This is a genomic window from Joostella atrarenae (assembly GCF_021764745.1).
GTDB classification, from domain to species: Bacteria; Bacteroidota; Bacteroidia; order Flavobacteriales; family Flavobacteriaceae; genus Galbibacter; species Galbibacter atrarenae.
In genome coordinates this window covers 175,654-189,448 of record NZ_JAETXX010000001.1, presented here as the reverse complement: position 1 = coordinate 189,448, position 13,795 = coordinate 175,654, and the positions used below count along the sequence as shown (strand labels likewise).

Here is a 13,795-nt window from a genome sequence, read left to right as displayed (position 1 = left end):
ATTAAATTTGCACCTGCTTTTAAAGACCACGTGTCAAGTGAAGCAAGATTGATTGGCCTATGGTGTAATTGGCAACACAGCTGGTTTTGGTCCAGTCGTTCTAGGTTCGAGTCCTAGTAGGCCAACCAAAAAAAATCCCGATGAAAATCGGGATTTTTGTTTTTTATATACTTTCTGCTAGTTGCTTTTTTCTGTCTTTTTGTTTTTCACATACGTCTCTAGCCATTGGTCTTGCTCCCAAATAACATGTAAAATACTTTCTTTAGCTCTATATCCATGACTTTCTTTTGGCAACATTACAAGTCTTACTGTGGCTCCTAATCCTTTTAATGCATTAAAATAGCGCTCGCTTTGCATTGGGTAAGTTCCTGAGTTGTTGTCTGCCTCCCCGTGGATTAGTAAAAGAGGATTGTTCATCTTTTCAGCATGCATAAATGGAGACATGTTGTAATAAATTTCTGGAGCCTCCCAATAGTTACGTTCTTCGCTTTGGAATCCGAAAGGAGTAAGTGTTCTGTTGTAAGCACCGCTTCTTGCAATTCCAGCTGCAAATAAATCTGAGTGTGATAGCAAGTTGGCTACCATGAAAGCACCGTAGCTATGTCCGCCTACAGCAACACGGTCTCTGTCGATATATCCTAAGTTATCAACTGCGTCTATAGCTGCTTTTGCATTTGCAACGAGTTGTTTTCTAAAAGTATCGTTTGGTTGCTCATTATTCTCTCCAATTATAGGGAAAGCAGCATCATCTAAAACTACATAACCTTTAGATACCCAGAAAATAGGAGATGAATAGGATAGGTATGTAAATTCATTTGGATTCTGAGTGTTTTGAGAAGCGCTGTTTTTGTCTTTGTATTCTCTTGGGTATGCCCATAAAATCATTGGCATTTTCTCCTTTTTATTCATGTCGTAGCCTACAGGGAGGTAAAGTGTCCCAGAGAGTTCTAATCCATCATCTCTTTTGTAAGTAATAACCTCTTTGTGAATGTCTTTAATTTTATCAAACGGATTTTTAAAGAATGTTAGTTGTTGTGCAGCTTTTCTTAATTTAATGTTTTTGTAATAGTAATTTGGGTATTCGCTTGGAGATTCAATTCTCGTAAGTAATTGATCTGTCTCTGGATCATACTCCAATAAGTCTTCCTTTTTATCTTTTAAGTTAGATTTGTAAAGGGTTTCCTTTTTTAGTGTGTTTAAGTTTAGCTTATCTACAAATGGATGTTGTCCTTCTTCAGAAAAACCATCTCCAATAAGGAAAGTATTTTCTTTATTATCTAAATAAAGTATGTTTTCGTGGTATTTATTTTCATGTGTTACAAAAGAACCTGGATCGCTATAAACGTCTTGGTAATTTCTATCTGAAATTATTTTTGGTGCTTTTGAAGTGTTTTCAGGGTTAAAAAGGTATATTTTAGTGTTTCTGTTGTTCCACCATCTATCATAGGCGATAGCTGTTGTTTCATTTCCCCAAATAATTCCACTGAATCTATTTTTTGTTTTTAATATGCTCGTTCCATTTCCGTTGAATGGCGCTTCTAGTGTAAAAACTTCGTCTCTATATTCTACATCATTTTCAGGATCTCCACCGTCTAACGCTTCAACATAAACGAGCGTTGCAGCTTTATCTTTCCTCCATGAAATGTCTCTTCTACCTTCTTCAGTAGCCATAAATCCTTTTGGTAAATCTTCGTTAAGAGGTGCGTTAAGGACTTCGTTTACGAGTGTTCCGTCTTTCTTGTAAATAGTTGTTACAGATGGGAATCTATAATAGGGAGCTAGGTATGAAAATGGTCTTTTTATAGTTGTGGTCATTACATAGTTTCCGTCAGGAGAAAAGCTAATATTTCTGTACATATCGCTATCTTTCCATTTAGTTTTGCTTCCGTCGAGAGAGATTTTGTAGATTTCGGAAACCGCTAATTGTTCGAAATTAAATTCGTCATTAGGATTACTTAAAAGATCTTGGTATGTTCTGTTTTGTGCCTTTTTCCCGTTGTTTGTGGAAATTGTAGGTCCAGTAGGGACGCTTTCATTCTGATTTATAAGTTCTTTTCTTTCATTAGGAATCATTTTTACAAGAAGAGAGTTGCTGTCTTTGTACCAATTTATAACATCTCCAAGGTTTGCATTAACATTTGCATCCGTAAGTTTTTTTGCAGACTTACTTTTTAAGTCAATTACCCATAGCTCTACTCCGTTTTCTACGGTGTTTGTAAAGGCAATTTTAGATTCGTCTGGAGACCATTTGTAGTTAGAAAGGCGCAACTCCTTAGGTAAGTTTTTAACTTCAGAAGCTTCTTTCTCTTTAGGGTTTTTTATTGTGATATTGTTGTAGTAAGTAGTTCTGCTGCCGATATTCGTTTTAGGGTTTATTCGGAGTCCTGCAAGACGTAATTCCGATTCAGAAAGCTCGTTGATGCTTTTGTAACGATCTCTGTATAGCATAATCATGTATTCTTGATTGCTTGCTATTTTTACTGATGGAGCTAATTGTACATCTGCGAGTTCTAGAATTTCGCTTGATGGCTTTTGGTAGGATAACTTTTCTTGTGCGGTGCAAATATTTGCAGCTAAGGCAAGTAAGAATAGTATTTTTTTCATTAAATTATATTTAGATTATCTGTTTTTAAAAGTACAGTTTAGGTTTTATTAAAACAAATTGATTTAGGTGTTGTGTGTTTGTTTTGAAGAGTGATTTATTAGAAGTTATTTAGTTCGTTATTAGAGAACTTGTTGTATCTTTGGTTTAGAGTCGGATAAATGAAACGAATGATTGCAAAAAGTACGCTTCGAGAATATTGGAAAAGTCATGCTGATTCCGAACAATATTTAAAGACTTGGTATGACACTGCTAAAAGTGCAAAATGGTTTTCTCCAAGTGATGTTAAGCAGACTTATATTAATGCAAGTATTTTGAAAAATGGCCGAGTTGTTTTTAATATTAAAGGTAATTCTTATCGATTGATTGTTAAATTTAATTATGAAAAACAATGGGCATTTATACGTTTTGTAGGTACGCATGCTGAATATGATAAAATTGATGCTGATACAATTTAAGAAAAACTGTTATGAAGTTAAGACCAATTAAATCTGACAAAGATTACCGAGATGCACTTAGTCGTTTAGAGGTGATTTTTGATGCCTCAATTGATAGTGAAGAGGGAGATGAGGCGGAAATACTTTCTTTGCTTATCGAAAACTATGAAAATGAGCATTATCCTATTGAAGCACCCGATCCAATTGAGGCGATAAAAATTAGAATGGAAGAATTAAATATGCGTCAGAAGGATTTGGTAGGAGTAATTGGAGGTAAGAGTCGTGTTTCTGAAATTTTAAATCGAAGAAAGAAATTAACTGTCGAAATGATAAGAGAGTTGGAGCGAACACTACATATATCTGCTTCTGTTTTAGTTAGTAATTATCATCTCAAAAGATAATAGCTGATTTTAATAATAGCAGCGGTTTTATCTTGTTTTGTTCTTTAAATTATTATGAAATATTAGTAAAATTGTATATACTACACATCCCTTTTGTGGGAGGTTGTAATTTATTTAGACGAAATATTAAGGTGTTTTATTGCTTCAGAATCAGAATTATTTTCTGTGGAGCTTATCTTTTTTGGGTAGGAATAAATTCATTTATAGAAAGATATGTAATATAAAGATGTATCAAGGTGTTTTTAGGTTTAAAAAAAATTGTATATTTGCACCGTTGAAAATGAATAATCTATTTCAGAGGGGACAAAAAGTCCCCTCTTTTTATACAAATATTACATGTTGAAGGAAAGAGTAACAGCGCTTTTGAATGAAGTATTAGCAGAGAATGAGTCGATTTTTTTGATCGATTTCTCTATGACTCCAGATAACAAAATCAAGATAGTTATTGATGGTGACAATGGGGTTACTTTGAAAGATTGTATGACTGTAAGTAGACATGTTGAGCATAATATTGATAGAGATGAACATGATTTCGCTCTAGAAGTAGCTTCTCCGGGAGCAACAGAACCTGTAGTACACAACAGGCAGTATAAAAAAAGTGTAGGAAGAAAGCTTCAGGTGAAAACTGCTGAAGAGAAAATTGAAGGTGAACTTACGGCTGTTACAGATAACGGGATCCATTTAAGTTGGAAAGCTCGTGAACCTAAGCCGGTAGGTAAGGGTAAGGTAACCGTAAAGTACGAAAAAGAGATTCCTTTTGCGGATATTAAAGAAGCTAAAGTGATGATAACATTTTAATTAAGAAATTGACATGGAGAATCTTGCATTGATCGAATCATTTTCTGAGTTTAAGGACGACAAACTCATAGATCGTGTAACGTTAATGGCCATTTTGGAAGATGTATTCAGAAATGCGCTAAAGAAAAAGTTTGGATCTGATGATAATTTTGATATCATTATAAACCCTGATAAAGGAGATTTAGAGATATGGAGAAACCGAATCGTTGTTGCAGATGATGAGGTGGAAGATGATAATCAAGAAATTTCACTTACAGAGGCTAGAAAAATTGAGCCAGATTTTGAGGTAGGAGAGGATGTGTCTGAAGAGGTGAAGTTGATCGATCTTGGAAGAAGATCTATTCTTGCGTTAAGACAGAACTTAATTTCTAAGATACACGAACACGATAATACAACTGTATACAAACAGTTTAAAGATCTTATTGGAGAGATTTATACTGCGGAAGTACATCATATTCGTCATAAAGCTGTTATTTTGTTAGATGATGAAGGTAATGAGATTCTTCTTCCGAAGGATAAGCAAATCCCTTCAGATTTTTTCAGAAAAGGAGAAAATGTAAGAGGTATTATTGAAGGCGTAGAGCTGAAAGGTAATAAGCCAATGATAATTATGTCTAGAACTGCACCTGCATTTTTAGAGAAATTATTTGAGCAAGAGATTCCAGAAGTTTTTGACGGATTGATATCTGTTAAGAGAGTTGTTAGGATTCCTGGTGAGAAAGCAAAAGTAGCGGTAGATTCTTATGATGATAGAATAGATCCTGTTGGGGCTTGTGTTGGGATGAAAGGTTCTAGAATTCATGGAATAGTTCGTGAATTAGGAAATGAAAATATCGATGTTATTAATTTTACTAACAACCCACAGTTGTTTATTAGCCGTGCATTGAGTCCAGCTAGAGTAAGTTTAGTAACTTTGAATGATGAAACTATGCATGCTGAAGTGCTTTTAAAACCAGAAGAGGTTTCTAAAGCAATTGGTAAAGGTGGTTTCAATATACGTTTAGCTGGTCAATTAACCGGTTATGAAATTGACGTGCTTCGTGAAGGTGTAGAGGAGGATGTTGAGTTAACAGAATTCTCTGACGAAATTGAAGCATGGGTTATTAATGAGTTTAGAAAAATTGGTCTTGATACGGCTAAGAGTGTTCTAGATCAAGATGTGAACGATTTAATTCGTAGAACAGATCTTGAAGAAGAAACAATTTTAGAAGTAGTAAGAATTCTTAAGGAAGAGTTTGATGACTAGTTTTTAGAGTGCACAACCTCGGGTAATGCCTGCGAGGTTTTTGAAAGGAATAATAAATGAATTTCGATTGATATCGAAACATTCAACTCACAATGGGTGAGTAAATAAAATTTAGGATAACAAATATTGTATGGCTGAAAGCGCAAAATTGAGGCTAAATAAAGTTTTAAGAGAGTTAAATATTTCATTGGATCGTGCGGTAGAATATCTATCGTCAAAAGGTCATGATGTGGAGGCACGCCCTACCACAAAAATCACCAATGAGGTATATAATGTTCTCTTAGACGAATTTCAAACGGACAGAAGTAAGAAAGTTGCTTCTAAAGAGGTTGGGGAGGAAAAGCGTAAAGAGAAAGAAGCGATCAGGCAGGAATTGGAAAAAGAGAATGAGCTAAAGCGTCAGAAGCAAGAAGAGCAAGAAATTGTGAAGGCTAAGGCGAATTTAGCAGGTCCAAAGACTGTTGGTAAGATTGATCTTGATGGTAAGAAAGAAAAAGCTGCTCCAGAGAAGAAGGAAGAAAAGCCAGCCGAGAAATTAGAGACGCCTCAGCAAGAAAACAAACAAGAAGAGCCTAAGGAAGAAGTAAAAAAACCTGAGGTTAAGAAGGTGGAGGAGAAAAAGCAGGCTGAAGTAGAGAAGGTGCAGGAGAAAAAAGTTGAGCCAAAACAGGTAGAACAGAAAAAGGTTGAAGATAAAAAACCTGAAGCAAATAAACCTGTGGAAAGTAAAACTGAAAAGAAAGAGGAAGCGGCGCCTGTTAAAGCTAAACAGGAGGCTCCTAAAGAGAAGCAAGAAGCTGTTCAGCAAAAACCTAAACAAGAGTCTAAACCAGTTGCCAAAAAAGAGTCAGATGCTCCTAAGGAAACTAAAAAGGTTATTGTAGATGGTGAGGAAGTAGATTCTGAACAAGTTAAGACAAAGTATACTAAATTATCTGGTCCTAACTTTACTGGAGAGAAAATAGATCTTTCCCAGTTTAATAAGCCTAAGAAAAAGAAAGAAGACGCTAAGTCAACTGATAAAAAAGGTGGTTCTAAAGCTGCTGATGACAAAAAGAAACGTCGTCGTAGAATAAGTAAGGACAACAATAATAAAGGGCCTAGACCAAATAACACATCTGGTGGTGGCGGAAGATTTGCTAAAGGCAGAAATTCTGGCGGAACAGGAAGAGGTAGACGTGGATCAGCTCCTGTTGAGAAAGTAGAGCCTACTGAAGAAGAAGTTCAAAAACAAGTAAGAGAGACGCTTGAAAAACTGCAAGGTAAATCAAGTAAGTCTAAAGGTGCTAAGTATCGTAGAGAGAAAAGAGATTTCCATAGACAGAAAACTGAGAAAGAACAAGCGCAGCAGGAAGCAGAAAGCAAAGTGCTTAAAGTAACAGAGTTTGTTACTGTAAGTGAGGTTGCAACATTAATGGATGTTCCTGTTACGCAAATTATTTCTGCTTGTATGTCTCTAGGAATGATGGTTACTATGAATCAGCGATTAGATGCTGAAACATTAACTATTATTGCTGATGAATTTGGATATGAAGTTGAGTTTATAACAACTGATATTGAAGAAGCAGTAGTTGAAGAAGTAGATGCTCCTGAAGATTTAGTATTCCGTGCGCCAATTGTAACGGTAATGGGACACGTAGATCATGGTAAAACATCTTTATTGGATTATATCCGTGAAGAAAATGTTATTGCTGGAGAGAGTGGAGGTATTACGCAGCATATCGGTGCTTATGGTGTTACTTTAAAAAATGGAAATAAAATTGCATTTTTAGATACTCCTGGTCACGAGGCCTTTACGGCAATGCGTGCTCGTGGAGCTCAAGTAACTGACCTTGCAATTATTGTAATTGCAGCGGATGATGATGTGATGCCACAAACAAAAGAGGCAATTAGTCACGCACAAGCTGCTGGAGTTCCTATTGTTTTTGCAATCAATAAGGTTGATAAAGAAACTTCAAATCCAGAAAGGATTAAAGAGAGGTTAGCGCAAATGAATCTTCTTGTTGAAGATTGGGGAGGTAAAATTCAATCTCAAGATATTTCAGCAAAAACAGGACAAGGAGTTCCAGAATTATTAGAGAAAGTATTATTGGAGGCTGAGATTTTAGAATTGAAAGCAAATCCAAATAAGATAGCTAACGGTACAGTTGTAGAAGCTTACTTAGATAAAGGTAGAGGTTATGTGTCTACTGTACTTGTACAAGCAGGAACATTAAATATTGGAGATTACGTACTTGCGGGAACGCATAGTGGTAAGATTAAAGCAATGCAAGATGAGCGTGGTAACGAAGTTAAAGTTGCTGGGCCTTCAACTCCAATCTCTATTCTAGGTTTAGATGGAGCGCCACAGGCTGGTGATAAATTTAATGTTTATGAAGATGAACGTGAGGCTAAGCAAATTGCTACTAAACGTACACAATTACAACGTGAGCAATCTGTAAGAACACAGCGTCATATTACTTTAGACGAAATTGGAAGACGTATTGCGTTAGGTGACTTTAAAGAGCTTAATATTATCCTTAAAGGAGATGTTGATGGTTCTGTAGAGGCTTTAACAGATTCGTTCCAAAAATTATCGACAGAAGAGATTCATATCAATATTATACATAAAGCAGTAGGTCCAATTACAGAATCTGATGTTTTATTAGCAACAGCATCTGATGCGATTATCATCGGATTTAATGTAAGGCCAATGGGTAATGCTCGTTCGGTAGCTGATAAAGAAGAAATTGATATCCGTACATATTCTATTATCTACGATGCAATTAATGATCTTAAAGATGCGATGGAAGGTATGTTATCTCCAGAGCTTAAAGAAGAGATTACAGGTACTGCAGAAATCCGTGAAACATTCAAGATTTCTAAAGTTGGTACCATTGCAGGTTGTATGGTAACAGATGGTAAGATCTATAGAAATTCTGGAATCAGATTAATTAGAGATGGAGTGGTAGTTTACACTGGAGAATTATCTTCTTTAAAACGATTTAAGGATGATGTTAAAGAAGTTTCTAAAGGTTATGACTGTGGACTTCAAGTTAAGAACTACAACGATATCCATATTGGAGATGTTGTAGAAAGTTTCAGAGAAGTAGAGGTTAAGAAAAAGCTGAAATAATTTCAGTATCAAGCATAAAAAAAGCGACTCAAATGAGTCGCTTTTTTTATGTCTTATTTTTACGCAATTTAAGGCTGTAATAAAAATGCGCTAGGGTAATCTTCTTTTACTTCAATTAAATATCTGTCGGCCTCTAATCTGGTTCTAAATTGACCAACTCTTACTTTGTAGTTTGGTGTTTCGAAGGCGATGTCGGAAACTATATCTTTAAATTCTCTATTGAATTCTTGTTTTGCCTTTTGAGCTCCTTCTAATGTTCCGTTATAAATTTGGATTTTATAGTGCTTTTCGTCGTCAGTTTTATTGATATTGGTTTTATATGCAACCAGTTTTTCTATCCTCGCGTCTTGTTCAATATTTATTTTTCCTACCTCTTTTGAAGTTTTAACACTGCTCTGAGCGTGAGTAATTCCGCTGAAAATAAGGGCAGAAACTACTAAAGTTAATTGTTTTTTATGTGCTAATATTCTCATAATGAATGCTGTTTTATGCAAATGTAAATCTAATATTTTGTTTAAAAATAATTTTTTTTATTTAGAATAAGTATAAATTATGTATTAACGCTTCCCTAACATTTCGCAAATCGAGTCTATGTCGTATTTTTGTGCTCGGATTAATAAAACGGTTTATGACTTTTACAGTGTAAAAATCGTGCCAATTTATGATAGAAAATACATATTCTAATATGAAAAAGGTGATACACCCTAATTCAATTACGCGAATTTTAGGTATCGGATTAGCGCTTTTGCTAGCGTTTACAACTACTGCTTTTGCTCAGGATCAACAAGGAGACCCTGCTGCAGGAAAATCTTTATTTAATACTTATTGTGCTGCATGTCACCATCTAGATAGAAAGATGACTGGACCTGCGCTAAGAGGTGTTGGAGATAAACATGATAGCGAATGGTTGCATTCTTGGATCAAGAACAGTCAAGCGTTAATTAAATCTGGAGATGCAGAAGCGAATAAGCTTTGGGATGAGTATCAGCCTTCTGTGATGACAGCTTTCCCTCAATTAAGTACTGAAGATATTGATAATATCATCGCTTATACAATGGAGCCTAAAAAAGAGGCGCCAGCTGCAGAAGCAAATGCGCAGGCTGCAGGTGATGGTGATGCTAATTCTGGAGGTGTAGGGAATGACATTATTTTAGGGGCACTTATTTTAATCTTTGCTGTTTTAGTTGTAATGCTTGTTTTGGTTAATAAGACCTTAAGAAGAATTGCAGAAGCGAATGGTGTTGAGTACGCTGTTAAAGAAAAGAGCTTGCCGTTATGGAAAGCCTTTGTTAAGAATCAATTCTTAGTATTGGTTTCTGTAGTGTTTTTATTATTAGCTTCAGGATATTTTGCATATGGTTGGATGATGCAGGTTGGTGTTGATCAAGGGTATCAGCCAATACAGCCTATTCATTATTCACATAGAATTCATGCTGGAGATAATGAGATTGACTGTAAATATTGTCACTCATCTGCAAGAAGTTCTAAAACTTCAGGGATTCCATCTTTGAATGTATGTATGAACTGTCACAAAAGTATTCCAGAAGTTGCTGAGTCTACAGCTACTGAGGAGTATTCTAAAGAGTTTTACGATAAAGAAATTGCTAAATTATACGATGCTGTTGGTTGGGATAATGAAAATCAGCAGTACACTGGGGAAACAAAACCTGTTAAGTGGGTTCGTATTCATAACTTACCAGATTTCGCATACTTTAATCACTCGCAACACGTAACTGTTGGTCAGATCGCTTGTCAGAAATGTCACGGTCCAATCGAAGAGATGGAGATTGTACATCAAGAAGCTCCTTTAACTATGGGGTGGTGTATAGATTGTCACCGTACTACAAATGTTAAGATGGAGGGTAATGAGTACTACGCAAAAATACATGAAGAGCTTTCTAAGAAATATGGGGTAGATCAGTTAACGGCTGCTCAGCTTGGGGGAATCGAATGTGCTAAGTGTCACTATTAATAAAGACGCTTTAAAAAAAGAATTTAGAATAAAAGAATCTAAGATAAGCCTGTTTAGGCAGGTTGATTTAAAATAGTTATATATAACATGGCATCAAACAAAAAATACTGGTCAAGTGTTGAGGAGCTAAATCCAAATAGCTCTATCGCTGAGACGCTTAAACAGAATGAGTTTGTTGAGGAAATCCCTAACGATGAATTTTTAGGAGATGAAGATTCATTAGGTTCTTCGTCTACGAGTAGACGAGATTTTCTTAAATATGTAGGATTTACTACAGCTGCTGCTTCTTTAGCAGCCTGTGAAGGTCCAGTAACAAAATCTATACCTTACGTTGTTCAGCCAGAGAATATTATTCCTGGAGTAGCAAATTACTATGCTACTACAATTGCAGATGGATACGATTTTGCTAGCATATTAATAAAGACTCGTGAAGGTCGACCTATTAAGATTGAAAGTAATAATGACGCTAAAGTTAATGGTGGCGCAAATGCTAGAGTTCATGCATCTGTTTTAGGATTGTATGATAGCATGCGTGTTCAAGGACCAAAAGCAAAAGGCGAGTATATTTCTTGGGGAGATCTTGATACAAATGTAACAAACGGACTTAACGCTGCTAAGGCTAGTGGAAAACAAATTGTGTTATTGACACAAACTTTTGCTAGTCCTTCTGTAAAAAGATTAATTGCTGAATTTTCTGCTAAGTACGGAAACGTAAAGCATATTCAGTACGATGCCATATCTGAAGATGCAGCATTAGATGCTTTTGAGTCGTCATATGGAGTTCGCGCTTTAGCGGATTACGACTTCTCTAAAGCTGAAGTTATAGTTTCGTTTGGAGCTGATTTCTTAGGAGATTGGCAAGGTGGAGGTTTCGATACTGGCTATGCTAAAGGACGTGTTCCTGCGCATGGTAAAATGTCGAGACATATTCAGTTTGAGTCTAATATGAGCTTAACTGGAGCAAATGCCGATAAGAGAGTTCCGTTAACACCATCTCAGCAAAAAGTAGCCTTAGCTAAGTTTTATGGGTATTTAAACGGAAAATCTGTTGGAGGTGAGTTGCCAGCAAAAATTGATGAAGCTGTTAAAAATGCAGCTGCACAAGTAGCAAGAGCAGGTAAAAATGCAGTAGTTGTTACTGGAATTACCGACGTAAATGCTCAAAAAGTTGTTTTATCAATAAATAAATCTATTGGAAGTGTTGTTATGGATGTAGATGCACCTAGAATGACTCGCCAAGGAAATGTAAAACAAGTTGCTGCTTTAGTTGAAGATATGAATGCTGGTAAAGTTGGTGCATTGATTATGAGTGGTGTTAATCCACTTTATACATTGCCAAATGCTGCTGAGTTTGAGGCAGGGTTGGCAAATGTAGATTTATCTGTTGCATTCTCTTTAAAAGAAGATGAAACTTCTACAAAAGCTGGATACATTGCAGCTGAGCCTCATTACTTAGAATCTTGGGGTGATGTAGAAATGAAAAAAGGTCATTATAGCTTAATGCAGCCTACTATTCGTCCTTTATTTAATACAAGACAATTTCAAGATTCTTTATTAAAATGGACTGATAGCGATGCTAGTTATAGCGATTATATAAAAGAAACTTGGAGATCTACTATTCTTGGTGGTTCTTCTTGGAATACTGCATTGCACGATGGTGTTTTTGTTGGAAATGGAAATGTAACTGCTGAAGCTGATGAAGATGCGGTTCCTTTTGCTGCTCCTGCAGATACAGAGCCAATGAATGCTGAAGCTGCGGTAGCATCTGTTGCTTCTGCTGTTAATCAGCTTGCTGGTGCAACTGCAAATGGAATGGAAATTACACTATATCCTAAAACAGGATTAGGTGATGGGCGTCAGGCAAACAATCCTTGGTTACAAGAGTTGCCAGATCCTATTACAAGAAATACATGGGATAACTACCTTACTATATCTTTAGCAGATGCTGAAGCTTTAGGAGTAGAAAATTATACTGTTTCTGATGGAGCCTTAAATGGTGACTACGTAAAAGTAGTTGTTGGAGGTGTTACATTAGATAAAGTACCAGCGTTAATTCAGCCAGGACAAGCAAAGGGGACTGTAGGTCTTTCTTTCGGTTACGGTAAAACGCTTGGTGTGAAAGAAGAAATGAAAACTGGAGTAAATGCATATCCGCTTTACTTAGGTTTTAATGCTTCTCAAGAAGTTAAGTTAGAAAAAGTTTCTGGTACTCATGAGTTTGCTTCTGTGCAAATGAAAAGTACTATGGACGGAAGAGGTGATATCTTAAGAGAAACTTCTCTAGAGATTTTCAATACTAAAAATTCTCATGATTGGAATCCTCAACCAGAGGTTTCTGTAAATCATCAAGAGGTTGCGGCAGAAGAAGCTAACCTTTGGGCAGAATTTGATTCTAGTGTTGGTCATCATTTTAACTTATCTGTAGATCTTAACTCATGTACTGGTTGTGGGGCTTGTGTTATAGCATGTCACGCTGAAAATAATGTACCAGTTGTAGGTAAGAGCGAAGTTAGAAAATACAGAGATATGCACTGGTTGCGTATCGATAGATATTATTCTTCAGAAGAAAGTTTTGAAGGAGATAATGAAGTAGTGGAAGCTGCTCCAAATTCAATAAGTACATATCATCAGTTAGAGCACCCTTCTGAGAATCCTCAGGTGGCATTCCAACCGGTAATGTGTCAGCATTGTAACCATGCTCCTTGTGAAACTGTTTGTCCTGTTGCGGCAACTTCTCATGGTAAGCAGGGTCAAAACCAAATGATATACAACCGTTGTGTAGGTACTCGTTATTGTGCAAACAACTGTCCGTATAAAGTACGTCGTTTTAACTGGTTCTTATATAGTGAGAATGATGAGTTTGATTTCCATATGAATGACGACCTTGGTAGAATGGTATTAAACCCAGATGTAACGGTTAGATCTCGTGGTGTTATGGAGAAATGTTCTATGTGTATACAAATGACACAGAAGACAATCTTAGACGCTAAGAGAGAGGGTAGACCGATTAAAGATGGTGAGTTTAAGACCGCTTGTTCTGCAGCTTGTAGCTCTGGATCAATTAAGTTTGGAGATGTTAACGATAAGGAAAGTGAGATAGTTGAATTGAAAGAAGACAACCGTATGTATCACTTACTTGGGTTTAAAGGAACTAGACCAAATGTATTCTATCATGTGAAAGTTAGAAATACAGAAGAAGCATAAAAAAAAGAATTAACAAGAAT

The 13,795-nt window shown here is 36.1% G+C and carries 9 protein-coding genes and 1 tRNA gene; 8 read left to right on the top strand and 2 right to left on the bottom strand.

Going from position 1 to position 13,795, the window contains the following annotated elements; genetic code table 11:
* Positions 1–53: 53 nt before the first annotated feature.
* Positions 54–128: transfer RNA gene (locus JM658_RS00810), tRNA-Gln, on the top strand.
* A gap of 49 nt (positions 129–177) precedes the next feature.
* Here JM658_RS00810 and JM658_RS00805 read toward each other — a convergent pair.
* The gene (locus JM658_RS00805; RefSeq protein ID WP_236957329.1) at positions 178–2,604 is read right to left on the bottom strand and encodes an alpha/beta hydrolase family protein; all 2,427 of its coding nucleotides are present in this window, start codon (positions 2,602–2,604) and stop codon (positions 178–180) included.
* A 159-nt stretch (positions 2,605–2,763) separates the two neighbouring features.
* On the opposite strand from JM658_RS00805, the gene JM658_RS00800 reads away from it, so the two are divergent.
* From JM658_RS00800 to infB, 5 genes are all read left to right on the top strand, one after another.
* Entirely contained in the window at positions 2,764–3,060 is a 297-nt protein-coding gene (locus JM658_RS00800) for a type II toxin-antitoxin system HigB family toxin (RefSeq protein WP_236957328.1), read from the top strand.
* An 11-nt stretch (positions 3,061–3,071) separates the two neighbouring features.
* Complete coding sequence (locus JM658_RS00795) at positions 3,072–3,440, top strand: helix-turn-helix domain-containing protein (RefSeq protein WP_236957327.1); 369 nt, start codon at positions 3,072–3,074, stop codon at positions 3,438–3,440.
* Between the two features lie 336 nt (positions 3,441–3,776).
* On the top strand, positions 3,777–4,238 hold the full coding sequence (gene rimP, locus JM658_RS00790; RefSeq protein WP_236957326.1) for a ribosome assembly cofactor RimP: 462 nt from the start codon (positions 3,777–3,779) through the stop codon (positions 4,236–4,238).
* A 13-nt stretch (positions 4,239–4,251) separates the two neighbouring features.
* Entirely contained in the window at positions 4,252–5,484 is a 1,233-nt protein-coding gene (gene nusA, locus JM658_RS00785; RefSeq protein ID WP_236957325.1) for a transcription termination factor NusA, read from the top strand.
* A gap of 130 nt (positions 5,485–5,614) precedes the next feature.
* The gene (gene infB, locus JM658_RS00780) at positions 5,615–8,599 is read left to right on the top strand and encodes a translation initiation factor IF-2 (RefSeq protein ID WP_236957324.1); all 2,985 of its coding nucleotides are present in this window, start codon (positions 5,615–5,617) and stop codon (positions 8,597–8,599) included.
* A gap of 68 nt (positions 8,600–8,667) precedes the next feature.
* On the opposite strand, the gene JM658_RS00775 is transcribed toward infB, so the two are convergent.
* Complete coding sequence (locus JM658_RS00775) at positions 8,668–9,072, bottom strand: SPOR domain-containing protein (RefSeq protein ID WP_236957323.1); 405 nt, start codon at positions 9,070–9,072, stop codon at positions 8,668–8,670.
* Between the two features lie 212 nt (positions 9,073–9,284).
* On the opposite strand from JM658_RS00775, the gene JM658_RS00770 reads away from it, so the two are divergent.
* The gene (locus JM658_RS00770; RefSeq protein WP_236958047.1) at positions 9,285–10,571 is read left to right on the top strand and encodes a c-type cytochrome; all 1,287 of its coding nucleotides are present in this window, start codon (positions 9,285–9,287) and stop codon (positions 10,569–10,571) included.
* 87 nt (positions 10,572–10,658) lie between these two features.
* On the top strand, positions 10,659–13,775 hold the full coding sequence (locus JM658_RS00765) for a TAT-variant-translocated molybdopterin oxidoreductase (protein ID WP_236957322.1): 3,117 nt from the start codon (positions 10,659–10,661) through the stop codon (positions 13,773–13,775).
* Positions 13,776–13,795 lie beyond the last annotated feature (20 nt).

Excerpts from the sequence above, each read along its gene's own strand:
- JM658_RS00775 (WP_236957323.1), bottom strand. The coding sequence starts at position 9,072 with ATGAGAATATTAGCACATAAAAAACAATTAACTTTAGTAGTTTCTGCC.
- nusA (WP_236957325.1), top strand. The coding sequence starts at position 4,252 with ATGGAGAATCTTGCATTGATCGAATCATTTTCTGAGTTTAAGGACGAC.
- JM658_RS00805 (WP_236957329.1), bottom strand. The coding sequence starts at position 2,604 with ATGAAAAAAATACTATTCTTACTTGCCTTAGCTGCAAATATTTGCACC.
- JM658_RS00765 (WP_236957322.1), top strand. The coding sequence starts at position 10,659 with ATGGCATCAAACAAAAAATACTGGTCAAGTGTTGAGGAGCTAAATCCA.
- JM658_RS00795 (WP_236957327.1), top strand. The coding sequence starts at position 3,072 with ATGAAGTTAAGACCAATTAAATCTGACAAAGATTACCGAGATGCACTT.
- JM658_RS00800 (WP_236957328.1), top strand. The coding sequence starts at position 2,764 with ATGAAACGAATGATTGCAAAAAGTACGCTTCGAGAATATTGGAAAAGT.
- JM658_RS00770 (WP_236958047.1), top strand. The coding sequence starts at position 9,285 with ATGAAAAAGGTGATACACCCTAATTCAATTACGCGAATTTTAGGTATC.
- infB (WP_236957324.1), top strand. The coding sequence starts at position 5,615 with ATGGCTGAAAGCGCAAAATTGAGGCTAAATAAAGTTTTAAGAGAGTTA.
- rimP (WP_236957326.1), top strand. The coding sequence starts at position 3,777 with ATGTTGAAGGAAAGAGTAACAGCGCTTTTGAATGAAGTATTAGCAGAG.